This window comes from Pseudomonas sp. 382 (genome assembly GCF_002759075.1).
GTDB lineage: Bacteria > Pseudomonadota > Gammaproteobacteria > Pseudomonadales > Pseudomonadaceae > Aquipseudomonas > Aquipseudomonas vlassakiae.
On the sequence record NZ_PEMX01000001.1, the window covers coordinates 258,721 to 283,430 of the forward strand.

General features: G+C 64.2%; 27 protein-coding genes. 13 read left to right on the plus strand and 14 right to left on the minus strand.

Translation table 11 applies throughout. The annotated features are described in order from the left end of the window. Window positions 1–12: 12 nt before the first annotated feature. Window positions 13–1,554, minus strand: a complete 1,542-nt coding sequence (locus CQW31_RS01310; protein WP_099813520.1) for an ABC transporter ATP-binding protein — start codon at window positions 1,552–1,554, stop codon at window positions 13–15. A 250-nt stretch (window positions 1,555–1,804) separates the two neighbouring features. Between CQW31_RS01310 and CQW31_RS01315 the strand changes: the two genes are divergently transcribed. The 3 genes from CQW31_RS01315 (at window position 1,805) to xth (ending at window position 3,330) form a co-directional block, all read left to right on the plus strand. Continuing rightward, entirely contained in the window at window positions 1,805–2,062 is a 258-nt protein-coding gene (locus tag CQW31_RS01315; RefSeq protein WP_054883808.1) for a hypothetical protein, read from the plus strand. A gap of 237 nt (window positions 2,063–2,299) precedes the next feature. Beyond that, on the plus strand, window positions 2,300–2,542 hold the full coding sequence (locus CQW31_RS01320; protein ID WP_054883807.1) for a hypothetical protein: 243 nt from the start codon (window positions 2,300–2,302) through the stop codon (window positions 2,540–2,542). Continuing rightward, the gene (gene xth, locus CQW31_RS01325) at window positions 2,539–3,330 is read left to right on the plus strand and encodes an exodeoxyribonuclease III (RefSeq protein WP_054883806.1); all 792 of its coding nucleotides are present in this window, start codon (window positions 2,539–2,541) and stop codon (window positions 3,328–3,330) included. Before CQW31_RS01320 ends, xth begins: the two co-directional genes overlap by 4 nt. A 1-nt stretch (window position 3,331) precedes the next feature. Here xth and CQW31_RS01330 read toward each other — a convergent pair whose 3' ends face one another. Genes CQW31_RS01330 through CQW31_RS01345 form a run of 4 tightly spaced genes read right to left on the minus strand, consistent with a single transcriptional unit; the run spans window position 3,332 to window position 8,841 of the window. Then, on the minus strand, window positions 3,332–5,533 hold the full coding sequence (locus CQW31_RS01330; RefSeq protein ID WP_099813521.1) for a xanthine dehydrogenase family protein molybdopterin-binding subunit: 2,202 nt from the start codon (window positions 5,531–5,533) through the stop codon (window positions 3,332–3,334). Continuing rightward, window positions 5,530–6,531: a xanthine dehydrogenase family protein subunit M gene (locus CQW31_RS01335; RefSeq protein WP_099813522.1), complete on the minus strand. Its 1,002-nt coding sequence runs from the start codon at window positions 6,529–6,531 to the stop codon at window positions 5,530–5,532. The genes CQW31_RS01330 and CQW31_RS01335 overlap by 4 nt, the downstream gene beginning before the upstream one ends. Beyond that, window positions 6,528–7,034, minus strand: coding sequence for a (2Fe-2S)-binding protein (locus CQW31_RS01340; RefSeq protein ID WP_054883803.1), 507 nt, complete (start codon window positions 7,032–7,034; stop codon window positions 6,528–6,530). Before CQW31_RS01340 ends, CQW31_RS01335 begins: the two co-directional genes overlap by 4 nt. 19 nt (window positions 7,035–7,053) lie before the next feature. After that, complete coding sequence (locus CQW31_RS01345) at window positions 7,054–8,841, minus strand: thiamine pyrophosphate-requiring protein (RefSeq protein WP_099813523.1); 1,788 nt, start codon at window positions 8,839–8,841, stop codon at window positions 7,054–7,056. A gap of 149 nt (window positions 8,842–8,990) precedes the next feature. Here CQW31_RS01345 and CQW31_RS01350 point away from each other — a divergent pair, with 149 nt between their 5' ends. Beyond that, a complete protein-coding gene (locus CQW31_RS01350; RefSeq protein WP_099813524.1) occupies window positions 8,991–9,524 on the plus strand; it encodes a cupin domain-containing protein in 534 nt (177 codons plus the stop codon). Between the two features lie 54 nt (window positions 9,525–9,578). Here the strand turns inward: CQW31_RS01350 and CQW31_RS01355 are convergent, their stop codons facing one another. The 8 genes from CQW31_RS01355 to CQW31_RS31095 all read right to left on the minus strand — a co-directional run bounded on the left by CQW31_RS01355 (window position 9,579) and on the right by CQW31_RS31095 (window position 16,901). Beyond that, on the minus strand, window positions 9,579–10,592 hold the full coding sequence (locus tag CQW31_RS01355) for a methionine ABC transporter ATP-binding protein (RefSeq protein ID WP_099813525.1): 1,014 nt from the start codon (window positions 10,590–10,592) through the stop codon (window positions 9,579–9,581). Window positions 10,593–10,595: 3 nt separating this feature from the next. Beyond that, the gene (locus tag CQW31_RS01360; RefSeq protein WP_054883799.1) at window positions 10,596–11,366 is read right to left on the minus strand and encodes a MetQ/NlpA family ABC transporter substrate-binding protein; all 771 of its coding nucleotides are present in this window, start codon (window positions 11,364–11,366) and stop codon (window positions 10,596–10,598) included. 22 nt (window positions 11,367–11,388) lie between these two features. Continuing rightward, window positions 11,389–12,054, minus strand: a complete 666-nt coding sequence (locus CQW31_RS01365; RefSeq protein ID WP_054883798.1) for a methionine ABC transporter permease — start codon at window positions 12,052–12,054, stop codon at window positions 11,389–11,391. Continuing rightward, on the minus strand, window positions 12,051–13,421 hold the full coding sequence (locus tag CQW31_RS01370) for an LLM class flavin-dependent oxidoreductase (RefSeq protein WP_099813526.1): 1,371 nt from the start codon (window positions 13,419–13,421) through the stop codon (window positions 12,051–12,053). The genes CQW31_RS01365 and CQW31_RS01370 overlap by 4 nt, the downstream gene beginning before the upstream one ends. Before the next feature lie 12 nt (window positions 13,422–13,433). Beyond that, on the minus strand, window positions 13,434–14,657 hold the full coding sequence (locus CQW31_RS01375) for an SfnB family sulfur acquisition oxidoreductase (protein ID WP_099813527.1): 1,224 nt from the start codon (window positions 14,655–14,657) through the stop codon (window positions 13,434–13,436). Between the two features lie 153 nt (window positions 14,658–14,810). Further along, entirely contained in the window at window positions 14,811–15,191 is a 381-nt protein-coding gene (locus tag CQW31_RS01380; RefSeq protein ID WP_054883796.1) for a hypothetical protein, read from the minus strand. An 82-nt stretch (window positions 15,192–15,273) separates the two neighbouring features. After that, on the minus strand, window positions 15,274–16,737 hold the full coding sequence (locus CQW31_RS01385) for an MFS transporter (RefSeq protein ID WP_178075546.1): 1,464 nt from the start codon (window positions 16,735–16,737) through the stop codon (window positions 15,274–15,276). A gap of 14 nt (window positions 16,738–16,751) precedes the next feature. Then, window positions 16,752–16,901 carry a hypothetical protein gene (locus CQW31_RS31095; RefSeq protein ID WP_156351877.1) on the minus strand — a complete coding sequence of 50 codons (150 nt, stop codon included), beginning with the start codon at window positions 16,899–16,901 and terminating at the stop codon, window positions 16,752–16,754. A 169-nt stretch (window positions 16,902–17,070) separates the two neighbouring features. Between CQW31_RS31095 and CQW31_RS01390 the strand changes: the two genes are divergently transcribed. Together CQW31_RS01390 and arfB are read left to right on the plus strand one after the other, a co-directional pair. Beyond that, a complete protein-coding gene (locus tag CQW31_RS01390) occupies window positions 17,071–17,295 on the plus strand; it encodes a hypothetical protein (RefSeq protein WP_054883794.1) in 225 nt (74 codons plus the stop codon). Window positions 17,296–17,374: 79 nt separating this feature from the next. Further along, window positions 17,375–17,788 carry an alternative ribosome rescue aminoacyl-tRNA hydrolase ArfB gene (gene arfB / locus CQW31_RS01395; protein ID WP_054883872.1) on the plus strand — a complete coding sequence of 138 codons (414 nt, stop codon included), beginning with the start codon at window positions 17,375–17,377 and terminating at the stop codon, window positions 17,786–17,788. Between the two features lie 219 nt (window positions 17,789–18,007). Here the strand turns inward: arfB and CQW31_RS01400 are convergent, their stop codons facing one another. Then, entirely contained in the window at window positions 18,008–18,691 is a 684-nt protein-coding gene (locus CQW31_RS01400) for a type 1 glutamine amidotransferase domain-containing protein (RefSeq protein ID WP_054883793.1), read from the minus strand. 169 nt (window positions 18,692–18,860) lie between these two features. Between CQW31_RS01400 and CQW31_RS01405 the strand changes: the two genes are divergently transcribed. The 7 genes from CQW31_RS01405 (at window position 18,861) to CQW31_RS01435 (ending at window position 24,670) form a co-directional block, all read left to right on the plus strand. Then, window positions 18,861–19,352 carry a GNAT family N-acetyltransferase gene (locus CQW31_RS01405; protein WP_099813529.1) on the plus strand — a complete coding sequence of 164 codons (492 nt, stop codon included), beginning with the start codon at window positions 18,861–18,863 and terminating at the stop codon, window positions 19,350–19,352. Between the two features lie 200 nt (window positions 19,353–19,552). Then, a complete protein-coding gene (gene pstS, locus CQW31_RS01410; protein WP_054883791.1) occupies window positions 19,553–20,581 on the plus strand; it encodes a phosphate ABC transporter substrate-binding protein PstS in 1,029 nt (342 codons plus the stop codon). A 73-nt stretch (window positions 20,582–20,654) separates the two neighbouring features. Beyond that, the gene (gene pstC / locus CQW31_RS01415) at window positions 20,655–21,620 is read left to right on the plus strand and encodes a phosphate ABC transporter permease subunit PstC (RefSeq protein ID WP_054883790.1); all 966 of its coding nucleotides are present in this window, start codon (window positions 20,655–20,657) and stop codon (window positions 21,618–21,620) included. Next, window positions 21,620–22,513 carry a phosphate ABC transporter permease PstA gene (gene pstA, locus CQW31_RS01420; RefSeq protein WP_054883789.1) on the plus strand — a complete coding sequence of 298 codons (894 nt, stop codon included), beginning with the start codon at window positions 21,620–21,622 and terminating at the stop codon, window positions 22,511–22,513. The genes pstC and pstA overlap by 1 nt, the downstream gene beginning before the upstream one ends. Window positions 22,514–22,588: 75 nt before the next feature. Then, window positions 22,589–23,350, plus strand: a complete 762-nt coding sequence (pstB, locus tag CQW31_RS01425; protein WP_050437214.1) for a phosphate ABC transporter ATP-binding protein PstB — start codon at window positions 22,589–22,591, stop codon at window positions 23,348–23,350. Window position 23,351: 1 nt separating this feature from the next. Next, complete coding sequence (locus CQW31_RS01430) at window positions 23,352–24,050, plus strand: hypothetical protein (RefSeq protein WP_054883788.1); 699 nt, start codon at window positions 23,352–23,354, stop codon at window positions 24,048–24,050. Next, window positions 24,050–24,670, plus strand: a complete 621-nt coding sequence (locus tag CQW31_RS01435) for a hypothetical protein (RefSeq protein WP_054883787.1) — start codon at window positions 24,050–24,052, stop codon at window positions 24,668–24,670. Before CQW31_RS01430 ends, CQW31_RS01435 begins: the two co-directional genes overlap by 1 nt. Window positions 24,671–24,710: the final 40 nt, after the last annotated feature.

Consider the following 24,710-nt stretch of genomic DNA (forward strand, 5'->3'; position numbering starts at 1 on the left):
GGCGGGTTCTCCTCAGGTGGCGGTGTGCGCGGTATCGAACTGGCCGGCCATCCAGCTGCCGACCTCCACGCTGTGGGTGTCGGCAGTGGCCTTGAGCGGCGACAGGCGCCCGCTGCACAGGGCGCCGATGCGGTCGCTGATCTGCAACAGTTCATCGAGGTCTTCGGAAATCACCAGGATCGCCGCGCCGGCATCGCGCAGGGCGATCAGGGCGCGGTGGATCGCTGCGGCGGCCCCGACGTCGACGCCCCAGGTCGGGTGAGCGGCGACCAGCAGCCTGGGGTTCTGCAGGATTTCCCGGCCAAGGATGAACTTCTGCAAGTTGCCGCCAGACAGGCTGCGTGCCGTTGCCTGCGCATCCGGCGCCTTGACTGCGAAGCGCTGGATGATCTGCTCGGCCAGCGCCTGCACTTTGCTCGAGCGGACCAGGCCACGTTCGACCAGGCCCTGCTGGAAGGCAGTAAGCAGGGCATTGTCGGCCAGGCTCATGTCCGGCACCGCGCCGTGGCCCAGGCGCTCGGCCGGGACGAAAGCCAGGCCCAGGGCGCGACGGGCATCCGGATGCAGGTTGGCCATGGGCTGGTTGTCGAGACTGATGCGTTCACGCTCGCTGGCGTTCAGGCGGGTTTCGCCGCTGAGCAAGGCCAGCAATTCCTCCTGGCCGTTGCCGGCAACTCCGGCGATACCGACGATTTCACCGCTGCGTACTTCCAGGCGCAGGTGCTCGAACGAGGTGCCGAACGGGTCCTGGTTGCGCCAGCTGAGGTCGTCTATCCGCAGGCGTGGCAGGCCACCGGCGCGCTTCGGGTAGCTGGCTTCGAGCCCTTCGGCATCGCCGACCATCAGCCGCGCCAGCTGCAGGTCGCTGCAGTCGGCAGGTACGCAGGCGCCGGCAACCCGGCCTGCACGCAGCACGGTGGCGCTGTGGCAAAGGGCACGCACTTCATTGAGCTTGTGGCTGATGAACAGGATGCTGCAGCCTTCGCTGGCCAGCGTACGCAGGGTGACGAACAGTTGCTCGACTTCCTGGGGCGTCAGCACCGAGGTCGGTTCATCGAGGATCAGCAATTTGATGTCCTGCATCAGGCAGCGCACGATCTCCACCCGCTGGCGCTCGCCGATCGACAGGCTGTGCACCAGGCGCTCCGGCTCCAGCGCCATGCCATAACGCTGCGAGACCTCACGGATGCGCGGCGCCAGCTGCTTCGGCGAGCCCGCCTCGCGGCCCAGTGCCAAGGCGATGTTCTGCGCCACGGTCAGGGTCTCGAACAGCGAAAAATGCTGGAACACCATGCCGATTCCCAGCTTGCGGGCCTGGCCCGGCTCATCCACTTGCACAGGCCGACCTTCCCACCACAGCTGGCCGGCGTCCGGCCGGGTGACGCCGTAGATAATCTTCATCAGGGTGCTCTTGCCCGCGCCGTTCTCGCCCAGCAGGGCATGGATCTCACCGGCGGCGATGCGCAGGTCGACGCGGTCGTTGGCCAGGGTACCCGGGTAGCGCTTGCTGATGGCACGTAGCTCGAGGCGCAGGTGCGCAGGGGTTTCGGACATGGGCTGCTCGACGTGGTGGAGGTGAGCAGCTTGCAAAGCAAAAACATGGCCAAGTGGTCAGATTCCCGTTCGACGGCCGTTGCAGACGGGCCTACGGCCAGTCAGGGCAGGTTGCCGGGCAGGTGCAGCGGTAGGCGGGATGTGTGGTTTTGGGGCGTTGCGGGCGCCAAAGTGGGGCGAAATTCAAGCATGAGCTGCCTTGATGCATTCACATAATGCGACTAATACTAAAGAGCTGCCGAGAAGAGGGATGGTCATGCAGACGCGCTTTGTTGTGGTACCCGCGCTACCGCTGGAAAAGGAATACCTACCGAGAGGGGCGGGCTTCCCCACGTCCTTGGGCAGGGGCTACGACCTCTACGACACGCGCGACAAGCTCAGGCTGACGCTAAATTTTCCGACGCGGGCTGAAGCGGATTACGCCTGTGCCTGCCGTAACGGCCTGCTGAGCGCGCCAGATGAAGACGCCTGCGGCGGGCACTCAGGGTGGTGTGCCGCCGAAACCTGACGCGCCAAGGCAGCTTCGCCACCTTGGCATAGCCACACTTTCCTCGCCGCTTTGCTGCACCACCCGCTGCTCAACCGCAGCCATGGGTGGGTCGAGCACGATTCCCGCTGATGCTGCACGAGACCTCACGCCTGAGCATGGCGCAGGTCGACGAAGAGGCCGCCGACCACGTTGCGGTTGAACGTTGCCAGGGTGCAGTGCTCATACATGCAAAGGGCACAGCGAGGAGTGTCACCCATGAGCATCGAACGCAGCATCCCCGAGCTTGAGGCCTGGTACGCCCAGTACGATGACATCAGCTACCGCCGCGAGTCGCCGGATGCCTACTATCATGAACTGGTTCGCACAGCGGAGGCCTTGCGCGACGATGGTGCCATCGACTGGGATGACTGGCTGGCACTCAAAGCGCTGGCTGATGACGCCCATGTCCATGCCCTGGCAGATGCCGTGCAGGCCCACGTGAGCGACCCGGACGCATGAAAGCGCTGAAGATTGCCACCTTCAACATCAACGGCATCCGCAGCCGCTTGCCGGCGCTGCTGGCCTGGCTGGAACGGGAGCAGCCAGATATCGCCTGCCTGCAGGAACTCAAGGCGCCTGACGTGCAGTTCCCTCGTCAGGAGCTGGAGGCAGCAGGGTACGGCTGCCTTTACCAGGGGCAGCCGTCCTGGAACGGCGTGGCGATCCTGGCCCGTGGCAGCGAACCGCTGGAGGTCCGCCGCGGCTTGCCTGGCATGGAGGATGACAGCCAGAGCCGCTATCTGGAGGCAGCGGTGCATGGCGTGCTGGTGGCCTGCCTGTACCTGCCCAACGGCAACCCGCAGCCGGGGCCGAAGTTCGACTACAAGCTGCGCTGGTTCGAATGCCTGATCAAGCATGCCAAAGGGCTGTACGCAAGCGGCCACCCGACGCTGCTGGCCGGTGATTTCAACGTGGTGCCGACCGACCTGGACATCTACAACCCCCGCTCGTGGCTGAAGGATGCGCTGCTGCAGCCCGAGTCCCGCGCGTGCTATCAGCAGTTGCTGGACCAAGGCTGGGTCGATGCCATCCGCCACCTGCACCCGGACGAGCGAGTGTACACCTTCTGGGATTACTTCCGTAATCACTGGGCACGCAACGCCGGGCTGCGCATCGACCACCTGCTGCTCAACCCGGACCTTGCGCCTTACCTGAAACGGGCCGGGGTCGACGCCTGGGTGCGTAACGAAGCCAAGGCCAGTGACCACGCGCCGGTGTGGATCGAGGTGGGTGGGCGCAAGCGATAGCTCACAGCAGCGTGTCCAGGGTGATCGGAAACGCCCTGATGCGCTTGCCCGTGGCGTGGTAGACCGCATTGGCGACTGCCGCCGCCACCCCGACCACGCCGATTTCACCCACGCCTTTGGAACCCAGCTCGTTGACGATGTCGTCCTGCTCATCGACAAATATCACCTCGACATCGGCGACGTCGGCGTTGACCGGAATGTGATACTCGGCCAGGTTGTGGTTGAGTATCCGGCCCAGCGCGTGGTCAGTCTGGCTCTGTTCCTGCAGGGCCATGCCAAGCCCCCACACGACACCGCCCAGGATCTGGCTGCGAGCGGTTTTCGGGTTGACCACACGCCCGGCCGCGATGGCACTGACCACGCGCCTGACCTTGATCGTGCCCAGCGCCTCATCTACCTGGACTTCAACGAACACTGCCGAGTGCGTTGCGGTGGAAAACGCGTCACGCTTGGTGCTCGGTTCTGCATCGATCTGTATCTCGAAACAGCCTTTTTCCGCATTGGCGGCAATGTCCGCAAGCGCGATGCGCTGGTTGCCGAAATGCAGGTGGCCATCGGCGAAGCGGACGTCCTCCACGGGTAGGCTGGCCAGTGCAGGGTAGGCCATGCGTGCGTGCTCCAGCACCTTGCTGCGCAGGACCTGGCAGGCTTGCAGGACTGCCGCACCGACGGACGAGACGGTGAACGAGCCGCCCTGCAAGGGCGCGGTGGGCAGTGAGGAGTCGCCCAGCACGAAGGTCACGTCCGCGACCGGCAGGCCCACCGCGTCGGCGGCGATCTGGGTCATGACCGTGTAGGTGCCGGTACCGATATCGGTGGTCGCGCTGCTGACCGTCAGGTGGCCTTGTGCGTCCAGCCGCGCCTTGGCGCTGGCCTTCATCTGCATGGCTTCCCACACGCCACCCGCCATGCCCCAACCGATCAGTTGCCGGCCTTCTCGCATACTACGTGGTACGGCAGTACGACTGCTCCAGCCGAAGCGCCTGGCGCCTTGGTCATAGCAGGCCAGCAATGCCTTGCTGGAGTACGGTTTGCCTTCGTTGCCGTTATGGTCGGCGAAGTTGACCCGCCGCAATTGCACCGGGTCGATGTCGAGCGCACAGGCCAGTTCATCCATCGCGCATTCCAGGGCAAGGACACCGGAGCCTGCACCGGGCGCACGCATGTCCAGGGGGGTGTACACGTCGAGCGGGGTCAGGCGATAGCTCAGGGCAACGTTATCGCAGCGGTACAGCATGCCGCTCCATTCCACCAGGTGCTCGGTGAAGTCTTCGAAGCGAGACGTCTGGCCAGTCGCGTCATGGGCAACCGCCAGCAACCGGCCGTCGGTATTGGCCCCCAGGCGCAGGCGCTGCAGCGTGCGAGGCCGGTAGCCAAAGGTGAACATCTGTTGGCGGGTGAGGGTGACCCTGACCGACCGTTTCAGTTGCAGTGCGGCCATGACCGCAAGCGGTAACTGGTACTGCGGACGCAACCCTGAGCCGAACGCCCCACCGACATACGCGGCCAGCACCCGGACATTGTCCTTGGGCAGCCCGAACACCTTGTGCAGGTAGTCCCGGCAGTTCTGCGTGCCTTGGGTCTTGTCGTGTATCTCGAGCTGATCGCCGGGTTTGTAGAGGACCGTCGAGGCATGCGGTTCCATGGGGTTGTGATGCTCGTTGGCGGTCTGGTAGGTCGCATCGACCTTGACCGGCGCATGGGCGAACTGCCCGGCGAAGTCGCCACGCGGCGCGGGCGTCTCGGCCGGGGCCGGGTGGCTGTGATCAAGGACGGCCAGCAAGTCGGTCTGGTGCGCCTCCTGGCTGTACTCGATGCTGATCAGCGAGCCTGCGTAGCGGGCCAGCTCGAGGTTTTCCGCCACCACCAGGGCCAGCGGCTGCCCGCTGTACAGCACGCGGTCATTGAACAATGGGCGAAAGGGCGCGCCTTCGGCCGAGTCTGCGTCGCTGTAGTCATCGTCGTAACTGGAAACCCGAGGACGGTGGGCATGGTCCAGCACGGCGATGACGCCGGGTACCTTGAGCGCCTCGCTGCTGTCGATGCGAAGCACCCGGCCACGGGCGATGGTGCTGCAGACGACGCTGCCATGCAGCAGGCCGGTGTCGGGGTATTCGCCGGCATAGCGAGCCTGCCCGGTGACCTTTGCCAGGCCATCGACACGGTCTATGGGCTGGCCGACAACGGGGGTAATGCCATTCATGGGGTGGCTCCTGGGTAGGTTTTGCCAAAGGCGGCTTCACTCAGCGCACGGACGATGGCCCGCTGTGCGAGGGGGACCTTGAAACCGTTGTGGTTCAGCGGCCTGGCACCTTGCAGCAAGAGGTGGGCGGCTTGCGTGAACAGTGCCTCGGAAGGCGCCTGGCCCAGCAATGCCTGTTCAGCGGTGGCTTCGCGCCAAGGCTTGTGCGCTACACCGCCGAGCGCCAGGCGGGCCTGCTCAATAAGGCCGCCCTTGATACTCAGGCCCGCCGCGACCGATACCAGGGCAAAGGCGTACGATGCCCGGTCGCGGATCTTCAGGTAGCTGCAATGCGCCGCGAAGTGTGGCGGGGGCAGCTCGATGGCGACGACCAGTTCATCATCGCTCAGGTGATTGTCGCGCTCGGGTGCGTTCCCCGGCAGGCGGTGGAACTGGGCGAAGGCGATCTGGCGCTCACCGCCCGTACCCTGCACATGTACCACCGCGTCCAGGGCGGCCAGGGCGACGCACATGTCAGAGGGATGGGTGGCGACACAGGCGGCGCTGGCACCGAGGATCGCGTGCATCCGGTTCAGCCCGCTGCGCGCCGGGCAGCCGCTGCCGGGCTCGCGTTTGTTGCACGGCGTGCCGGTGTCGTAGAAGTAAGCGCAGCGTGTGCGTTGCAGCAGGTTGCCACCGGTGGTCGCCATGTTTCGCAACTGCGGCGAGGCGCCTGCCAGGATGGCCTGGGACAGCAGTGGATAGCCTTGCTCGACCCGTGGGTCCCAGGCCAGTTCGGCATTGCTGACCAGTGCGCCGATGCGCAAGCCACCGTTTGCAGTGGCTTCGATTTCCCTGAGCGGCAGGCCCGAGATGTCGATCAGGCGCTCAGGCCGTATGACGTTTTCCTTCATCAGGTCGACCAGGTTGGTGCCGCCGGCAATGAACCGGGACGACAGGCTGGCGAGGTGGATGGCTTCGTTGACGGAGGCAGGTTTGTGGTAGCTGAAGGGGTTCATTTGCCTGCCTCCTGCATCAGCGGCAGGGCTTCTTCAACGGCCGCGACAATGTTGCTGTAGGCGCCGCAACGGCACAGGTTGCCGCTCATCTGCTCGCGTATGGCTTCGCGGTTGTCAGCCCGCCCTTCGCGGGCCAGGCCGACAGCCGAGCAGATCTGCCCGGGGGTGCAATAGCCGCACTGGAAAGCGTCATGGGTGATGAACGCGCGTTGCATGGGGTGCAACTGGTCGCCAGTGGCAAGACCTTCGATGGTGACCAATTCGGCGCCGTCGCACATGACCGCCAGAGTCAGGCAGGCATTCACCCGCCGGCCGTCACGCAACACGGTGCAAGCGCCGCACTGGCCGTGATCACAGCCTTTCTTGGTGCCGGTCAGGTCCAGCTGTTCACGCAGCAGATCCAGCAGCGTCGTCCATGGCAGGACCTGCAGCGAGCGGGCCTGCCCGTTCAGTGTCAGGCTGATGGGGTGCGCCTGGGCGTCTTCGGGAGTGATTGCACGCATGGGAGGTCCTCACGGTGGGTCATTTCTTGCCCGGCAATACCGAGCTGAGCACTTGTTTGGCCGTCTGCACGATGACGCCGGCCTGGTCCGGGTCGCCCTGCAGCAGGGTGCTGGCGAACTTCTTCGCTTGTTCCAGCTTGATATGCGGCGGCAGCGGCGGCACGTCGGGGTCGGTCTTGAATTCGATCAATACCGGCCGGTCGGCGGCCAGGGCCCGCTCCCAGGCGCCGGCGATGTCTTCTTCGCGCTCGACGTAGATGCCTTGCAGGCCGATGGAGATGGCGAACAGGTGGTAGGGCACGTCGGGTATCGATTGCGAAGCCTCGAACTTCGGGTCGCCCTCCATCACCCGCTGCTCCCAGGTGACCTGGTTGAGGTCTTCGTTGTTGAACACGGCGCAGATCCATTGCGGGTTGTCCCACTGCTGCCAGTACTTGGCCACGGTGATCAGCTCGGCCAGGTTACTCATCTGCATCGCGCCATCACCGACCAGGGCGACCACGGCGCGCTCTGGCCGAGCGAACTTGGCGGCGATCGCGTAGGGCACGGCCGCGCCCATGCTGGCCAGGCCGCCGGACAACGAGCACTGCATGCCCTGGCGGATTTGCAGGTCGCGGGCGAACCAGTTGGCGCAGGAGCCGGAATCGCTGGTGATGATCGCGTTGTCGGGCAGGCGTGGAGAAAGCTCGTGCACCACGCGTTGCGGGTTGATCGGCTCGGCCTTGACCAGTGCGCGTTTTTCCAGGGTCTGGTCCCAGTGCACCCGCCAGCTTTCGACCTTGTCACGCCAGCGCCGGTCCGCCTTGTGCTCCAGCAGTGGCAACAGCGCGTGCAGGGTTTGCGCGGCGTCGCCCACCAGGTTCACCTCCATCGGGTAGCGCAGGCTGAGCATGTCGGGTTGCAGGTCGATCTGCACGCCACGGGCCTGGCCTTCCTTGGGCAGGAATTCGGAATACGGGAAGCCCGAGCCGATCATCAGCAGGGTGTCGCACTCGCTCATCAGCCGGTAGCTGGGTTCGGTGCCGAGCAGGCCGATGGAACCGGTGACCCACGGCAGATCATCGGGCAACACAGCCTTGCCCAGCAGCGCCTTGGCCACCCCTGCGCCGAGTTTTTCCGCAGTCGCAATGACCTGCTCGGTGGCTTGCAGCGCGCCGGCCCCAACCAGTATCGCCACCTTGCGCCCAGCGTTGAGCACGTCGGCGGCGCGCTGCAGGTCCTCGTCGAAGGGGACTACTTTGGGCTTGCTGTAGCCAATGCCGGAATGCACCGTGCCATGGGCTCTGGGCGGCTCGTTGTAGGGCAGGTCCTGCAGATCGTTGGGCAGGATGATGGCGGTGACCCGGCGCTCACCGACCGCGGTGCGCACAGCGCGGTCGAGCAGGTGGCGGACCTGTTCCGGCGTGGATGCTTGCTGGACGAAGGCACCGGCCACATCCTTGAACATCGACAGCAGGTCGAGCTCTTGCTGGTAGTGCCCGCCAAGCGCGGCGCGGGCCTGCTGACCGACGATGGCCAGCACCGGCTGGTGGTCCATGCGCGCATCGTACAGGCCGGTGAGCAGGTGCGAGGCACCCGGGCCGGAGGTAGCGATGCACACGCCCAGTTCGCCGGTGAACTTGGCGTGGGCGCTGGCCATGAACGCGGCCATTTCTTCGTGGCGGGCCTGGATGAACTCGATCTTGCCGTTGGCCCGGCTCAGGGCACCGAACACGCCATTGATGCCATCGCCGGGGTAGCCAAAGATGCGCCGCACCCCCCATTGATACAAGCGCTCCACCAGAAAGTCGCCTACCGTGCCAGTCATCGTCTTCTCCCGGAATGTCCTCGATAGGGGTCTGGACTTGGCCGGCTTCGGGAAAGTTTCACCTGAGTTCACGTCTGTCGGCTGACCGGAACCTGGTCGTCCTCGCAGGCTTCCCAGGCACATCGACCCACTGATCAGGACCCATGCAGATGAGCGCTATCGACACTACCAGCAGCAACTTGCAGACCCTGCTTTTCGACGATGACGGGGCCACACCCAACAACCGTTTTCCGGTACTGCTGTACCGGTTTCAGCTCGACCCTGCAGAGGACAATGCCAGTGCGTTCGAGGCGCTGTTCTCGGCCCACCAGTGGGCACCGCTATGGCGTGCCGGCATCTTCGACTACCACCATTTTCACCCCAACGCCCACGAGGCCCTGGGCGTCGCCAGAGGGCATGCCCAGGTCACCCTTGGCGGCGAAGCGGGGCAGACGCTGAGTGTCAAAGTGGGGGATGTGCTGGTGTTGCCGGCGGGTACCGGTCATCGCTGCGTAGAAGCCAGCGATGACTTTCTGGTGGTCGGCGCCTATCCCCACGGGCAGGAGCAGTACGACATCCAGCGTCCCGATCGGGCAAGGCACCAACAGGCGTTGGCGCGTATCGCTGCCGTGCCCGTCCCCGCGCAGGACCCGGCCACAGGCATGCAGATGACCCACTGGCATAACCGAACCTCAAACGACTGAGGGCGCGCATGGCCCTGTAGCCCTGGGCGGCCTGGTCGCTGTGGCGCTGGGCTGTCAAACCCACTCGACCCGGTCGGCCAGCCGGCTGGCCCGCTGCATCAGGACTTCGGCCGGGGTCGCGTTGCTGATCGCCAGGCGCAGGCGCCCGAGGTAGCGGCCTTGAATAGGCTCGATGGAAGCCGAATGCAGGGTCACCCCTTCGCCCAGTGCTGCGCTGATAGCCGGCAGGTCAGGCTGCAAGTGCTGGTTACCGGTGTAGTGCAGGTCGATATAACGGTGACCGGGTTGGCTGGCCTGGCGCGGCAGGGCGGCGTCGCTCAGGAGGATGCGGCTGACAGGGTGCTGGGGATTGCCGAACACTTGCCACACCTCACCGGCCTCGACGATACGGCCTTGTTCCAGTACTGCCACGCGGTCGCACAGGTCGCGTATCACCTGCATTTCGTGGGTGATCAGGACGATGGTCAGGCCCAGCCGCTGGTTGATATCGCGCAACAGCTCAAGCACCGACTCGGTACTTTGCGGGTCGAGTGCCGAGGTGGCCTCGTCGCACAGCAGGATCTGCGGTTGCAACACCAGCGCCCGGGCAATGCCCACGCGCTGCTTCTGGCCGCCTGACAGTTGCGCCGGGTAGTTTCCGGCGCGCTCTGCCAGGCCCACCAGCTGCAACAGTTCCCGCACCCGGGCGGCGCGTTGCGCGCGCGGCACACCGGCCATGCGCAGCGGCAACTCGACATTCTCCCAGACGTTGCTGTTGGCCAGCAGGTTGAAGTGCTGGAAGATCATCGCCACCTTGCGCCGCAGGCTCTGCAGGGGGTTGCCCTGCAGGCCGGCAATGTCCTGGCCGTCGATCAGCACCCGGCCAGCGCTGGGCGCCTCCAGGCGATTGAGCAGGCGCAGCAGCGAGGACTTGCCCGCGCCACTGCGGCCGATGATGCCGAACACCTCGCCACGCCGTATGTCCAGGTCGATGGCATCAAGCGCGCTGACCCCGCCGTAGCGCTTGTGGATGCCCTGCAGTTGGACGTGGGCCAGGGCTGGCTGGAGCTGCTGCTGAAAGCGACTCATGGCTCAGAACCCTGGGGCGATCTGGCCCTTGTAGCGGGTCAGGATGAAATTGCGCACTTCGGGCGAGTTGAGCGCCTTGGCCAGTTTCTGGATACCGGGGTCCTGCAGGTTGTCGGGGCGGGCGACCAGGTACTCGACATACAGGTCCTTGCCTTTCTCGACGATCAGCGCGCTGTTGGTGTCGATACCCGCCTCCAGTGCGTAGTTGGCGAAAACGAAGGCCAGGTCCACCTGCTTGACCGAACGGGCCAGCATGGCGCCTTCCAGCTCGCGGATCTTCAGATGGCGTGGGTTGTCGGTGATGTCACGCTGGGTGGATTGCGGGTTGGCCGGGTCCTTGAGCCTGAGCAATCCGGCCTCGGCCAGCAGCACCAGGGCACGGCCGGTATTTACCGGGTCATTGGGGATGGCCACGCTGGCGCCATCGGGCAACTCGGCCAGGGTCTTGTACTTGGCCGAGTAGGCGCCGAACGGCTCGATGTGCACACCGACCACCGGGACCAGGTCGGTATGCCGGGTCTGGTTGAAGTCGTTGAGGAACGGCCGGTATTGGTAGTAGTTGGCATCCAGGTGCTTTTGCGCCAGTTGCAGGTTGGGCTGGATGAAGTCGTTGAATACCTTGATGTCGAGGTCCACGCCCTCTTTGGCCAGGGCTGGCTTGACGAATTCGAGGATCTCGGCGTGGGGCACCGGCGTGGCGCCGACCACCAGATGTTCGGCGGCCTGTGCGCTGAAGGCGATGAAGGCGGCGAGGGCAGTGAGGGTCTTTCTCATGATGGGGATACCTTGAAGGGATTCAGCGTCGGGTGAAATGTCTTACCAGGCGGTCACCGCTCATCTGCAACACCTGCACCAGCAGGATCAGCAGCAGCACGGTGACCACCATCACATCGGTCTGGAAGCGCTGGTAGCCGAAGCGGATCGCCAGGTCGCCGAGGCCGCCGCCGCCGATCACGCCGGCCATGGCGGTGTAGTCGACCAGCACGATGGCGGTGACCGTGACGGCCGCGATCAGCCCGGTGCGCGCTTCGGGCAGCAGGGTGTAGCGGATGATCTGGGCGATGCTGCCGCCCATGGCCTGGCTGGCTTCCACCAGACCGCGGTCGACTTCGCGCAGGGCGGTTTCCACCAAGCGGGCGAAGAACGGCGTGCAACCGACCACCAGCGGCGGGATGGTGCCCTTGACCCCGAGGGAGGTACCGGTCAGCAGCGTGGTCAACGGGATCAGCACGATCAGCAGGATGATGAACGGCAGCGAACGCAGCACGTTGACCACAACCGAAAGGGCACGGTAGAGCGGCCCGTTGGCCAGCAGTTGGCGTTGCCCGGTGAGGTACAGCAATACCCCCAGGGGCAGGCCGAACAGCACCGTGAAGCCCAGTGCCGCGCCCAGCATGCTCAGGGTGTCGAGGCATGCCTGGGCGATTTCGCCCCAATCGAGGTTGCTCAGCAGTTCGTTCATCGGCGAGCCTCACGGCGCAGCGCGGCGACAGGGTGCGATCCGCCCAGGCGGTCGCCGCGGCCGAACAGCTTGTTGCGCAAGGTGCCGGATTGGTAGGCCCGCTTGAACAAGCCGCGGGCCTGCAGCTCCGGCACCAGCAGGTCGACCACCGCAGCAAAGGTTTCCGGCGCGACCACGCTGGCCAGGTTGAAACCGTCGACGCCGGTTTCCTCCACCCATTCCTGCAATTGATCGGCCACGGTCTGTGCCGAGCCTACCAGCACCGGGCCGTCGCCACCGATGGCGCAATATTCGGCAATTTCGGCGGTGGTCCAGGTTCGTGTCGGGTCGGCGCGGGTGAAGGCCTCCACGGCGGACTGGATGGCGTCGCTGGGCACGTCGCGCAGCACCTGGTCGGGGGCGTATTCGGCGAAGTCGATACCGGTCCAGCCGGCCATCAGCGTCAAGGCGCCGCTGGCGCTGGCGTACTGGCGATACTCATCGAGCAGGGCCAGGGCCTGCTGGTCGGTTGGCGCGACGATGACCGTCAGTTGTTCGAGGATCTGTACCTCGTCGGCCGCGCGGCCGGCGGCAGCCACTGCCGCACGCAGTTCGGCCACTTGCTTGCGCAGCACCGCCTTGCTGGGGGCGGCGACGAACACGCACTCGGCATGGGCGGCGGCGAAGGCTCGGCCGCGGCTCGAGGCGCCGGCCTGGTAGATCACCGGCGAGCGTTGCGGCGAGGGCTCGCTCAAGTGAAAACCCGGCACCTTGAACCAGGTGCCCTGGTGGTCGATGCCGTGGACCTTGCGCGGGTCGGCATACACCCCGGTTGCCCGGTCGGCCTGGACCGCATCGTCTTCCCAGCTGGTTTCCCAGAGCTTGTAGCAGACCTGCAGGTATTCCTCGGCCAGTGCATAACGCTGATCGTGGCTGAGTGGCGGTTGCCCCAGGTTGCGTGCGCCGCTGGCCAGGTAAGAGGTGACGATGTTCCAGCCGGCGCGCCCCTGGGTCAGGTGATCGAGGGTGCTCATGCGCCGGGCGAACGGGTAGGGGTGCTCGAACGACACCGACGCGGTCACGCCGAAACCCAGGTGGCGGGTGGCGGCGGCCATGGCGGGTACCAGCTGCAACGGGTCGTTGACCGGCACTTGGGCTGCGCTGCGCAAGGCCGCGTCGGCATTGCCGCCATACACGTCATAGACACCCAGCACGTCGGCGATGAAGAGCCCGTCGATGCAGCCCCTTTCCAGGGTCTTGGCAAGTTCTACCCAATAGTGGATATCGGTATAGCGGGTGGCCTGGTCCCGCGGGTGGCGCCAGAGCCCCGGCGAAAGATGGCCGACGGTGTTCATGGCAAAGGCATTGAGGCGGATCTGCTTGGTCATGGTCGCGCTGCCTCAGTTCCAGTCATGGCGGGCAGGCTTGATGCCGTTCAAGGCCCAGTTGCCGACCAGGTGATATTTCCAGCGCACCGGGTCGTGCAGGGTATGCACCCGGGCGTTGCGCCAGTGGCGGTCGAAGTTGTGCTGGGTCAGTGACGAGCGCGTGCCGCCCAGTTCGAACAGGCGGTTGCTGGCCTCGATGGCCACCTCGGTGGTGAGCACCTTGGCCTTGGCCACGGCCACCGAGGCCCGGGCCACATTGTCTTCATCCGGTGCCGGTCTGGCCGCGTCCAGCGCCAGGCCGGCGCGCTCCAGCAGCGCCTCGGCCGCTTCCTGGCGGATTTCCAGTGAGCCGACCTGGATGATGGTCAGCGGGTCTTCACTGGCCTTTTCGACCTTGGCGTCGATCCACGGGCGCGCGTGCTGGCGCACGAAGGCAATGGTGTCGTCCAGCGCCGCACGGCCGATGCCGGCATCGATGGCGGCGGTAGTCAGCTGGGCGAAGGGGCCGGCGAGGGTCGGGCTCTCGTAGGAGCGGTAGCTGGGGAACAGGTTGAAGGCCGGTACCCGCAGGCCATCGAGCAGCACGGTACCGCTGGAGGTGGTGCGCTGGCCAATGCTGCTCCAGTCGTCGACGATCACCAGGCCAGGCGTGCCGCGTTCGACGAATGCCAGTTGCGCACGGTCCTGCTCATCCAGCGCCAGTACCCCGATCCAGTGGGCGTACAACGAGCCGGTGCAGTAGCCTTTGCGCCCATCGATGCGAAAGCCGTCGCCTTCGGCCACCAGGCGTGTGCGGATGTCCTGGACGGTCTTGCCGCCGGTTTCCGACAAGGCATTGGCAAAGCGATGGCCCTGCAGCACCAGGCCGAAGAAGTGGCGCTGTTGTTCGGCGGTGCCTTGCAGGCGGATGTCTTCGAGCAGGCAGTAATGATTCTGCGGAATCTGCCCCAACGAAGGGTCGGCGCCCGAGACGATGGCGATGACGCGCGCGAGCGTGGCGTACGATACCTCGGCACCGCCATAGGCCCGTGGCACGGTTATGCCCCACAGCCCGCTGTTGGAGAATGCGTCGACAATGTCTACCGGTACTTGCCGCTGTCGATCGCGTTCGGCCGCGCCTTCGCGCAGCAGTGCAGCGACCTGGTGGGCGACGGCGATCGCCTCGCCGTCGTTTTCGATGATGTGGGCTGCAGGGCGGCGGATTTCGTAGGCTGCAGAGAGGATTTCGCTAGGCATGGACAACTCGATGTGTAGTCGGACGACTTCACATTGCAGCTGTTGTGCCAGCCCCGGGAGTGCCGCAAACCAAGGCTTTGCAGCCAGCCTGGGGCGAGCGTTCCTGTGTGGATCGCCGCCAACTGTTGGCCGGCTGTTGCCTGCGCAACAGTGTCAGGCGTTGTTGCGCAGGGCTGCCACCAGTTCGGCCTTGGTCATGGTCGAGCGACCTTTGATGTCCTTGCTGCGCGCCTCCTTGAGCAGGCTTGCCTTGGTCTGGCTTTCCAGCGAGCTGCCGGATGCGCGGGCGTGCCCTTCGCGTGACTTCGCTGCACGCCTGGCAGAGTCCGAACGGGCAGTCTTCTTCTCGCCAGCGGAGGTCTTGCTGCCAGAACCGCCTGACTTCTCGCCACCCCCGGACTGCTTGTTGACGGTGGCCCAGGCGCGCGCCTCGGCTTCATTCTTCGACACGCCCTTGTGCTCGTAGCTCTCTTCGATATGCTCGGCCTTGCGCTTCTGCTTGTCGGTGTATTTGTCCTTGTCGCCGCGTGGCATGGCATTCACTCCTGCGTGGTGTACCTGAACGGTTGAAGGCCTGGGGGCGCCCGGAGTGCCATTGAATGGACGGACGGTGCGCTCAGGGTTCGCTCATCTGCGACAGCGGCCTGGCCACCTGCTCGAGCGAACACCGCTCGGCCGCCACGCCCCATAGCGCCTGGGTCAGGCCGGCAATGATCATCAGCGCCGCGCCGATCAGGTAGCCGTACAGCACGTAGGCGCGTTCACCGGTTTCGATCAGCGCACCGAACAGGGTCGGCCCGACCAGGCCGCCCAGACCGGTGCCGAAGGCATAGAACACCGCAATCGCCAGGGCACGGATTTCCAGCGGGAAGGTCTCCGCCACGGTGAGGTAGGCGGAACTGGCCGCCGCCGAAGCGAAGAAGAAGATCACCATCCAGGCCAGGGTCTGCTGGGTCACGTCGAGCAGCTCTCGCTGGAACATGTAGCCGCTGATGGCCAGCAGCACCCCCGACAGCAGATAGGTCGAACTGATCATCATGCGCCTGCCGACCACGTCGAACAGCCTGCCCAGCAACAGCGGGCCGCAGAAGTTGCCCAGCGCGAACGGCAGGATATACCAGCCCACCTTGGCCGCCGGCACCTGGTAGAAGTCGGTCAGCACCAGCGCATAGGTGAAGAAGATCGCGTTATAGAAGAATGCTTGTGCGCTGAGCAAGGTCAGGCCTACCAGGGCACGACGCCGATGCTCGACGAACAAGCTCTGGAACACCTCGCGCAAAGGCGTGTGGTCGCGCGCGCGCAGCTTCAGCGGAGGGTCTTGAAGCGGTGGGATCGCGATCCCGCGTTCGTGGTAATGCCGCTCGATATCGGCGACGATGCGCTCGGCGTGTTGCGGCTGGTTGTGGATCATCAGCCAGCGCGGGCTTTCCGGGACCCACAGGCGCATCAGCATGATCAGCAGGCCCAGCACTGCGCCGATGCCGAAACACAGGCGCCAACCAAGGTCACCACCGGCAATCGCCGGGTCGAGCAAAAACACCGCACCGGCCGCGCCGAGCGCTGCGCCGATCCAGAAAGTGCCGTTGATGGTCAGGTCGACCCAGCCGCGGTAGCGCGCCGGGGTGAATTCCTGGATGGTCGAGTTGATGGCCGTGTACTCACCGCCGATGCCGGCACCGGTGAGAAAGCGGAACAGCAGGAAGCTCCACAGGCTCCATGAGAACGCCGTGGCTGCCGTGGCGCCGATGTACAGGAACAAGGTGATGAAGAACAGCCTGCGCCGCCCAAGGCGGTCGGTCAGCCAGCCGAAGAACAGCGCACCGATCACCGCACCGGCGATATACGTAGCGCCTGCCAGGCCGATGTCGGTGTTGCTCAGGTGCAGCGCAGGGCTGGCCCTGAGCGCGCCCGCCACCGAGCCCGCCAGGGTGACTTCCAGGCCATCGAGCAGCCAGGTGATGCCCAGCGCCAGCACCAGCAAGGTATGAAAGCGCGTCCACGGCAGGCGGTCGAGGCGGGCAGGGATGTCGGTGCTGTACACGGGGGCAGCACCGCGCTCCTGCAAGGCTTGGCTCGTCACTGCAATGCCGTCACTCAGCCGTCCGATTGCTCTTCTGGCGGTACCTGTCCCTCAGGCCAGTCTGGAGCCTCCTGTTGCGGTTCGGGTCGCGGCTTGGGTACGGGCTCGCCCGGATTGTGCGGCACCTCGTCGACATACGGGTCAGGGTGGTTGGGATCGATCATGGCCTGTCTCCTGAAAGCATGGTTACCTTCCGTTAGGGCGCGCAGGGGCGTTGCTGTTCAATCCGATTCGCCAGTGGCTGCCAGGGAGTCTGCCCGGGCGCGAATGGATCAAACTTTTGCGTGCCGCAGGGCTCTTCTTAAAAGACACCACTGCCCCGAGGAGCAACCCATGAAGCACACCGACGGCAAGACCGGCGACAAAGTCCCCCGGCCGATTTCCTCTGAGGAGGCGCAGCGCGGCGAGAAGGCGCCGGACCCGGTGCTTGAAAATCCGGACCCTGATACCGAAGCCGTGGACAAGGTGATTACGCCGACATCGGTCAAGGAGCAGGAAGCGCTGACCCGCGCGACCAGAAAGCGCTTGGCTGAGGTTGATGAGAAAGCTCGGCACTGAACCTGGCGTCCAGCGAGGTTTGTGCTTTGGGCGAGCGGCGTAGGCTGTGATAATGGAGGACCATCCCAAGGGCCATGCCATGCTGACCATTTCCAATAACGTGCATTTGCCAGATGCCGACATCGAGCTGACTTACATCCGCGCGCAAGGCGCGGGTGGGCAGAATGTCAACAAGGTGTCCAGCGCCGTGCACCTGCGCTTCGACATTCGGGCCTCGTCGCTGCCCGAGTTCTACAAGGCGCGGCTGCTGGCGCTGCGTGACAGCCGCATCACCGGTGATGGCGTGTTGATCATCAAGGCCCAACAGTACCGCACCCAGGAACAGAACCGCGCTGACGCTTTGGCGCGACTTGCCGAGTTGATCGTCGCTGCCGGCAAGGTCGAGAAGAAACGCCGGCCTACCAAGCCGACCCTCGGTTCGAAGACCCGACGCCTGGAAGGAAAAGCCAGGCGCAGTACTGTCAAGGCGGGACGGGGGAAGGTGGAGTTCTAGCCACTCTGTAGGTTGAAGTCCTGATTCAGCCGCCTCGCTAACTCGCCAGCTCCATAATATCTTGCGGCAGCCGAACCGCTTTGGAAGACTTCGGCCTCGTTCAAAGCAAACTCACCTTTAGAAGGCTCTGCCGAATAAAGGCGTTACAAAATGACTGACAATCGCACTGGCCTGCGCCCCAGGCAGCCAGCGTGCCTGGCCGCCTGGGGCGTCGCACTGTCAGCTGGCCAAGCGCTTGAGCAATGCCTTGGCCACCGCCTCGGATGAGGCAGGGTTCTGCCCGGTGATCAGATGGCCGTCTTCGACCACATGGCTTGCCCAGTCCGCTGCCTTGGAGTACTCGCCACCTTTGGCCTTGAGCATGTCTTCCACGAGAAAAGGTACCACGTGGGTCAGCCCGACGGCCTCTTCCTCACTGTTGGCGAAGCCCGTGACCCGCTTGCCTTTTACCACCGGGTGGCCGTCTGGCGTGTTCACGTTCTTCAGAACGCCTGGGGCATGGCATACCGTCGCAATCGGCTTGTTGGCGGCATAGAACGCTTCGAGCAAGGTTTTCGAATCGGTATCCTCGGCCAGGTCCCACAGCGGTCCGTGGCCACCGGGGTAGAACACCGCATCGAAGTGATAAGGGTCGACCTCGCCCAGCGGCACGGTGTCGGCGAGCGCCATCTGCCCCTCGGTGTCGCTGGCGAAGCGCCGGGTGGCGTCGGTCTGGGCGTCCGCTTCGTCGCTTTTCGGGTCCAGTGGTGGCTGGCCACCTTTGGGCGAGGCGAGGGTGACGTCGGCATTGGCGTCGACGAACACGTAATAGGGCGCGGCGAATTCTTCCAGCCAGAAGCCGGTCTTCTTGCCGGTGTCGCCAAGCTGGTCGTGCGAGGTCAGTACCATCAGGATCTTTTTCATGCGAGCCAGTCCTCCAGGGGTAAATGGGCAGTGCGTCGTTCGTCCTGCATGATCATGGGAGGGCAGGGCGCAGCAGGCGTTCCATGATAGCCCTCGAAAAGAATGCGGGGTTTGCCGCTCAGCTCTATTACCCTAGTGGCACGATCATTTCATTGATGGATGCCTACCCATGAGTAACACCTCATTCCGCCAGCCCGTCATCGCTGACGCCGAGCGCTGCTACGCGATCGAAATCGGTGCCTACGAGGGCGACGAAGCGGCCACGCTGGAGAAGATCCGCACGCGCATCGGCCAATACCCCGAAGGCTTCCTGCTGCTCCAGGACCCCCACGGCATCGTCGGCTTCATCAACAGTGGCTGCGCCCACGAGGTGGTGATGTCCGACGAGGCATTCAAGGAACTGGTCGGCCACGACCCGCAGGCGCCGAACGTGGTGATCATGTCAGTGGTGGTGGACACGGCCCACCAGGGCAAGGGCTACGCCAAGCGGCTGATGCGCGAGTTCATCAGCCGCATGCAGGCCCAGGGCAAGCAGACCATCCACCTGATGTGCAAGGAACAGCACGTCGAGCTGTATCGCAAGATGGGCTACCAGTATGTGCGGCCTTCGCCCTCGGACCACGGTGGCATGGCCTGGCATGAAATGGTCATGGCGCTCTGACCCAGGCCAGTTGTGCTTCGTGATCAGCGCAGGCAGCTGATGGCAAGGTATCGAGTCACATTTGGTTACCAAGCAATGACAGCCCGCTGACTGTGTGCCCCGTTCTAGAGGGGGTTGAAAGGTTCACTGCCATTCAACAGTCACAAAGCTGTAACACAGCTGCTGCAAAGTGTGTCGGCCATCACACGGAGCGCTTTTCCATGATACGCCTGATGAAGTCTGCTGCACTCGCCGTTGCCGTCTCGCTCAGCGCCACTTCGGCCTTTGCCGCAGACAACGTTCGCCTGACCGGTTCCGGCGCCAGTTTCCCTGCACCGATCTACCTGACCTGGTTCAAGGACTTCAGCAAGAACACTGCTGGCGTCACCGTCGACTACCAGTCCAAGGGCAGCGGGGCAGGCGTTCAGGACTTCCTGAACAAGACCGTCGACTTTGCCGCCAGCGACTCGGCCATGAGCGAAGCAGACATTGCCAAGGTCGGCGAAGGCGTGCAGCTGCTGCCGATGACCGCCGGTGAAATCGTCCTGGCCTACAATCTGCCAGGCAACCCGAAAGGCCTGAAGCTGCCGCGCGATGTGTACTCCAACATCTTCCTCGGCAAGATCACCCAGTGGAACGACCCACAGATCGTCAAGGCCAACCCAGAGCTGAAACTGCCTGACATGCCGATCACCGTGGTCGTGCGTGCCGATTCCAGCGGCACCAACGCGGTCTTCACCAAGCACCTCTCGGCCATCAATGCCGACTTCAAGAAAGACCTGGGCGAAGGCAACACCGTCAACTGGCCGGCGACCGACAAGTTCATCAAGTCGCCGAAGAACGACGGCGTGACCGCCACCGTTCGCCAGACCCCGGGCGCCATCGGCTACATCGAATACGGCTTCGCCAAGCTGGCCAAGGTCGATTTCGCCTCGCTGCAGAACAAGGCTGGCCAATACGTCGTGCCGAACGCCGAAAGCGGTGCTCAAGCGCTGGCTGCAGTGAAGATGCCGGAAAACCTGATCGCTCACCTGCCAGACCCGGAAGGTGCCAAGTCCTACCCGATCACTTCCTACACCTGGATGATCTTCCGCAAGGACAACGGCAGCCCGGAAAAGGCCAAGGCCATGCGTGACATGGTCGAGTACGGCCTGACCAAGGGCCAGCAGATTGCCGACTCGATGGGCTACATCCCGCTGCCGCCGTCGGTGGTCGATGAAGTGCGCAAAGCCTCGCAAAGCATCCAGTAATACCTTCAGGCGCTCCCGGCGCGGTGTGACAGCCGTGCCGGGGGTGTTTGCCCTTAGTCCCGGAACCCGCTAAATGAACACACCTTTTGCCATACCGGATAACCCAGACTCCGCGTGCCAGCCGCCGTCCACCAAGGACTTCCTGGTCGATCGCACCTTCCGTGCCCTTGCGCGCATCGGTGTGGTGCTGATTCTCGCGCTGGTATTCGCATTGGTATACGAAGTAGGACGCAAAGCACTTCCAGGAATGGAAAAGCACGGTTTCGACGTGCTGTTCGGCAGTGTGTGGGACGTCAACCAGGGCAAGTACGGCATTCTGCCCGCCATCTGGGGCACGCTTTACAGCGCCCTGATCGCCTTGTTGATCGCTGGCTTCTTCGGCGTCAGCATGGCCATATTCCTTACCCAGGATTTCCTGCCGGCGAGGCTCGCCGCGGTGTTTCGCACCATCGTCGAGCTGCTCGCCGCCATCCCCAGCGTCGTTTACGGCCTGTGGGGCATCTACGTAGTGATTCCGGCCATCCGGCCGCTGACCGCCTGGCTGAACAGCGAGCTGGGCTGGATCCCGTTCTTCGGCACCTCCCTGAGTGGCCCCGGCCTGCTGCCGGCGGCGTTGGTGCTGGCGATCATGATCCTGCCGACCATCGCCGCGGTTTCCCAGGATGCGCTGACCAGCGTACCGATGAAGACCAAGCAGGCTGCCTACGGCATGGGCACCACCCACTGGGAGGCCATCCTCAAGGTCATGGTGCCGTCGGCCGCCACCGGCATCTTCGGCTCCCTGGTGCTGGGCCTTGGCCGTGCACTGGGCGAAACCATGGCCCTGGCGATGCTGGTGGGTAACGCCAACACCATCACCCTGTCCCTGTTTGCCCCGGCCAACACGCTGGCGGCCTTGCTGGCGCTGAACTTCCCGGAAGCCGGGCCGAACGAGATCGAAGTACTGATGTACGCCGCACTGGTCCTGATGTTCATCACCTTGCTGGTGAACGTGTTCGGGTCGCTGATCATGCTCTACGCCCAGCGGGGTAACAAATAATGACTGACCTCTCTGCAGCCACTACCGCCTTGCCCAGCCTGCAGCGCCGCTTCGAAGGCCGCGCCCTGCGCAGCCTGGTGCTGACCAGCATGGTCTGGTGCGTGGCCCTGTTGGCCAGCGTGCCGCTGATTTCCGTGCTGTACATGCTGATCACCCGGGGCGGTGCGCGCCTAAGCCTGGAAGTGTTCACCGAACTGCCACCCACCGGTTTCGAGATGGGCGGGGGGTTCGGTAATGCCCTGGCCGGTACCTTCGTCATGGTCGGCATCGCCGCCGCCATTGCGGTTCCGGTCGGTATCCTGGCGGCGGTCTTCCTCGCCGAACTTGGGCCTGAGAGCAAGCTGGCCAACGCCTCGCGCTTCGCCGCGAAGATGCTCACCGGCCTGCCGTCGATCCTTGCCGGTGTATTCGCCTACGCCCTGGTGGTGATGACCACTGGTACCTACTCGGCCCCGGCCGGTGGTGTGGCGTTGGCGGTGCTGATGCTGCCGATCGTCGTGCTGACCGCTGAAGAAGCCATGAAGATGGTGCCCAAGATCATGAAGGACGCCGCCTACGGCATGGGCTGCACCCGCGCGCAGGTGATCTGGAAGATCGTCCTGCCGACCGGCATGCCGGCCATCCTTACCGGCGTCATGCTGGCCGTGGCCCGCGCCGCAGGCGAAACCGCGCCGCTGCTGTTCACCGCGCTGTTCAGCAACTACTGGATCTACCACGATGGCAGCCTGGCCGTCATGAACCCCACGGCCTCGCTTGCCGTACTCATCTACAACTTCTCCGGCATGCCGTTCGACAACCAGCTGGAGCTCGCCTGGGCGGCCTCGCTGGTGTTGGTAATGATCGTGCTGGTCGTCAATATTCTTAGCCGCATTTTCGGCAAGCCCAAGTACTGAGAAAGGGAGCATTCGACCGTGAACGTATCAACTGCACAGAGAGCCGCTCCCATGGTCAGCGAAGCGCCAATCGTCATGGACTGCAAGCTGGACAAGATTTTCTACGGCAACTTCATGGCGGTGCGTGACAGCCATGTACCGATCCGCAAGAACGAAATTACCGGCTTCATCGGCCCGTCGGGCTGCGGCAAGAGTACCGTGCTGCGTAGCCTCAACCGCATGAATGACCTGGTCAAAGGCTTCCGCTTCGAAGGCCATGTGCACTTCCTTGGCCAGGATGTCTACGGCAAGGGGGTGGACCCGGTGGTGGTGCGCCGCTACATCGGCATGGTGTTCCAGCAGCCGAACCCGTTCTCCATGAGCATCTTCGACAACGTCGCCTTCGGCCTGCGCCTGAACCGCTACAAGGGTGACATCGGCGACCGCGTCAAGCACGCCCTGCAAGGCGCCGCGCTGTGGGACGAGGTCAAGGACAAGCTCAAAGTCAGCGGCCTGTCGTTGTCCGGCGGCCAGCAGCAACGCCTGTGCATCGCCCGTGCCATCGCCACCGAGCCTGAAGTGCTGCTGCTCGACGAGCCCTGCTCGGCACTCGACCCGATCGCCACCCGCCGCGTGGAAGAGCTGATGGTCGAGCTGAAGAAGGACTACACCATCGCCCTGGTGACGCACAACATGCAGCAGGCGATCCGTGTCGCCGACACCACTGCGTTCTTCTCGGTCGACATCTCCCAGGGCACCCGCACCGGTTACCTGGTGGAGATGGGCCCGACCACGCAGATCTTCCAGAATCCGCGTGAGCAACTGACCAGTGACTACATCAGCGGCAAGTTCAGCTGAAATGGGGGCGACCTGTCGTCTTCACCTGCCAGCGGTAGAGCGCGCACTGCGCGAAGTGCAGGGCCGCTTTGGCGAACTCAGCCAGCATTTCACCGAACCGCGTGATCCGTTCACCGACGAGGTGCTGCTGAATGTGCTTGAAGGCTATGCCTTGATTGACGACTATGTCGCACGGGGCGTTGACCTGTTCGACCTGCAGCAGCTGAACCTGATGCTGGAGATCAACGCCACCGTGCTGTGCGGCAGCGACCCAGCGCGCCGCCGCGAGTTCGCGCCGCACCTTGCGGCCACCGAGGCACGCTTTTTCAACAACGTGGAAGGCGGCATCAAGGACCTGTACAACTGGTATTGCTCGTACCGCAGCGAGTCGATCTGGAAGCGCGCCGCCGGCGTTTATGTACGTATCCTCAGCAAGCCGCAATTGTTCATCGAAGGCAACAATCGCACCGGGTCGCTCATCGTCAGCTATCTGCTGATGCGGGCCGGGCTGCCGCCGTTCGTGCTGACGCTGGACAACGCCGAGGGTTACTTCAACCCGTCCTCGGTCATTCGCAACTCCGCCAAGCATGGTGTGAAAGCTTTGTACGAATTGCCCAAGATCAAGAAAAAGTACGCCGCCTTCCTCGAAGCGCAGGCGCCTGAACCCGAAAAGTTCTTCCTGCCCGGCACCGGTGTGCCGGCCCGCCAGGGGAGCCGATGATGGAAAGGTATTCGATGCTGGAGCAAGGCAAGGCCGGTGGCCGACGCGCGTGGCAAGCCATCGGGCGTACATTCAGGCGCCCGCAGATGCGCATATCCTTCGATATCGATGACACGCTCGCCTGCCTGCCACACCACGCCGATGAGGAACACAGCAAGCTGCCGGCGTTCGTCCACCGCTGGTTGGGCGAGCCGCTGCGCCGCGGCACGCGGTCGTTGATCCGCGACCTGCGCCGCCAAGGCTGCAGCATCTGGATCTACACCTCGTCGGGCCGCACACCTGCCTATATCCGCCGCTGGCTGATGCTTTACGGCATTCACGTCGACGGCGTGGTCAACAGTGATCGCCACCAACATGTGCTGGCGCAGCGCCGGCTTGAGAATGCCCCTTCGAAATACCCGCCGGCGTTCGATATCGACTTGCACGTCGACGATTCCGAAGGGGTGGGGATCGAGGGCTTCGATCACGGTTTCCGGGTGGTCGTGGTCGACCCGCAAGACGGCAATTGGGCGCAGAAGGTGATGGATGCGGCGGAGCAGGTGCAGGCCCAGCTGGCCTGGCAGCAACCGCAGCGGTTTGCGGCACCGGTGCGGCGGCGTGAGCAAGCGCTGGCTTCCTGACCGCCTCTTTCGGCATTGGATTTGTAGCGCCTGTGAGATC

Coding starts and splice junctions, on each gene's coding strand:
- CQW31_RS01335 (WP_099813522.1), bottom strand. CDS start 6,531: ATGAACCCCTTCAGCTACCACAAACCTGCCTCCGTCAACGAAGCCATC.
- xth (WP_054883806.1), top strand. CDS start 2,539: ATGAAAGCGCTGAAGATTGCCACCTTCAACATCAACGGCATCCGCAGC.
- CQW31_RS01320 (WP_054883807.1), top strand. CDS start 2,300: ATGAGCATCGAACGCAGCATCCCCGAGCTTGAGGCCTGGTACGCCCAG.
- CQW31_RS01430 (WP_054883788.1), top strand. CDS start 23,352: ATGGGGGCGACCTGTCGTCTTCACCTGCCAGCGGTAGAGCGCGCACTG.
- pstS (WP_054883791.1), top strand. CDS start 19,553: ATGATACGCCTGATGAAGTCTGCTGCACTCGCCGTTGCCGTCTCGCTC.
- pstB (WP_050437214.1), top strand. CDS start 22,589: ATGGACTGCAAGCTGGACAAGATTTTCTACGGCAACTTCATGGCGGTG.
- CQW31_RS01330 (WP_099813521.1), bottom strand. CDS start 5,533: ATGAATGGCATTACCCCCGTTGTCGGCCAGCCCATAGACCGTGTCGAT.
- pstC (WP_054883790.1), top strand. CDS start 20,655: ATGAACACACCTTTTGCCATACCGGATAACCCAGACTCCGCGTGCCAG.
- CQW31_RS01345 (WP_099813523.1), bottom strand. CDS start 8,841: ATGACTGGCACGGTAGGCGACTTTCTGGTGGAGCGCTTGTATCAATGG.
- CQW31_RS01405 (WP_099813529.1), top strand. CDS start 18,861: ATGAGTAACACCTCATTCCGCCAGCCCGTCATCGCTGACGCCGAGCGC.
- CQW31_RS01350 (WP_099813524.1), top strand. CDS start 8,991: ATGAGCGCTATCGACACTACCAGCAGCAACTTGCAGACCCTGCTTTTC.
- CQW31_RS01360 (WP_054883799.1), bottom strand. CDS start 11,366: ATGAGAAAGACCCTCACTGCCCTCGCCGCCTTCATCGCCTTCAGCGCA.
- CQW31_RS01310 (WP_099813520.1), bottom strand. CDS start 1,554: ATGTCCGAAACCCCTGCGCACCTGCGCCTCGAGCTACGTGCCATCAGC.
- CQW31_RS01365 (WP_054883798.1), bottom strand. CDS start 12,054: ATGAACGAACTGCTGAGCAACCTCGATTGGGGCGAAATCGCCCAGGCA.
- CQW31_RS01390 (WP_054883794.1), top strand. CDS start 17,071: ATGAAGCACACCGACGGCAAGACCGGCGACAAAGTCCCCCGGCCGATT.
- CQW31_RS01400 (WP_054883793.1), bottom strand. CDS start 18,691: ATGAAAAAGATCCTGATGGTACTGACCTCGCACGACCAGCTTGGCGAC.
- CQW31_RS01370 (WP_099813526.1), bottom strand. CDS start 13,421: ATGACCAAGCAGATCCGCCTCAATGCCTTTGCCATGAACACCGTCGGC.
- CQW31_RS01380 (WP_054883796.1), bottom strand. CDS start 15,191: ATGCCACGCGGCGACAAGGACAAATACACCGACAAGCAGAAGCGCAAG.
- CQW31_RS31095 (WP_156351877.1), bottom strand. CDS start 16,901: ATGATCGATCCCAACCACCCTGACCCGTATGTCGACGAGGTGCCGCAC.
- CQW31_RS01355 (WP_099813525.1), bottom strand. CDS start 10,592: ATGAGTCGCTTTCAGCAGCAGCTCCAGCCAGCCCTGGCCCACGTCCAA.
- arfB (WP_054883872.1), top strand. CDS start 17,375: ATGCTGACCATTTCCAATAACGTGCATTTGCCAGATGCCGACATCGAG.
- CQW31_RS01375 (WP_099813527.1), bottom strand. CDS start 14,657: ATGCCTAGCGAAATCCTCTCTGCAGCCTACGAAATCCGCCGCCCTGCA.
- CQW31_RS01315 (WP_054883808.1), top strand. CDS start 1,805: ATGGTCATGCAGACGCGCTTTGTTGTGGTACCCGCGCTACCGCTGGAA.
- CQW31_RS01340 (WP_054883803.1), bottom strand. CDS start 7,034: ATGCGTGCAATCACTCCCGAAGACGCCCAGGCGCACCCCATCAGCCTG.
- CQW31_RS01435 (WP_054883787.1), top strand. CDS start 24,050: ATGGAAAGGTATTCGATGCTGGAGCAAGGCAAGGCCGGTGGCCGACGC.
- pstA (WP_054883789.1), top strand. CDS start 21,620: ATGACTGACCTCTCTGCAGCCACTACCGCCTTGCCCAGCCTGCAGCGC.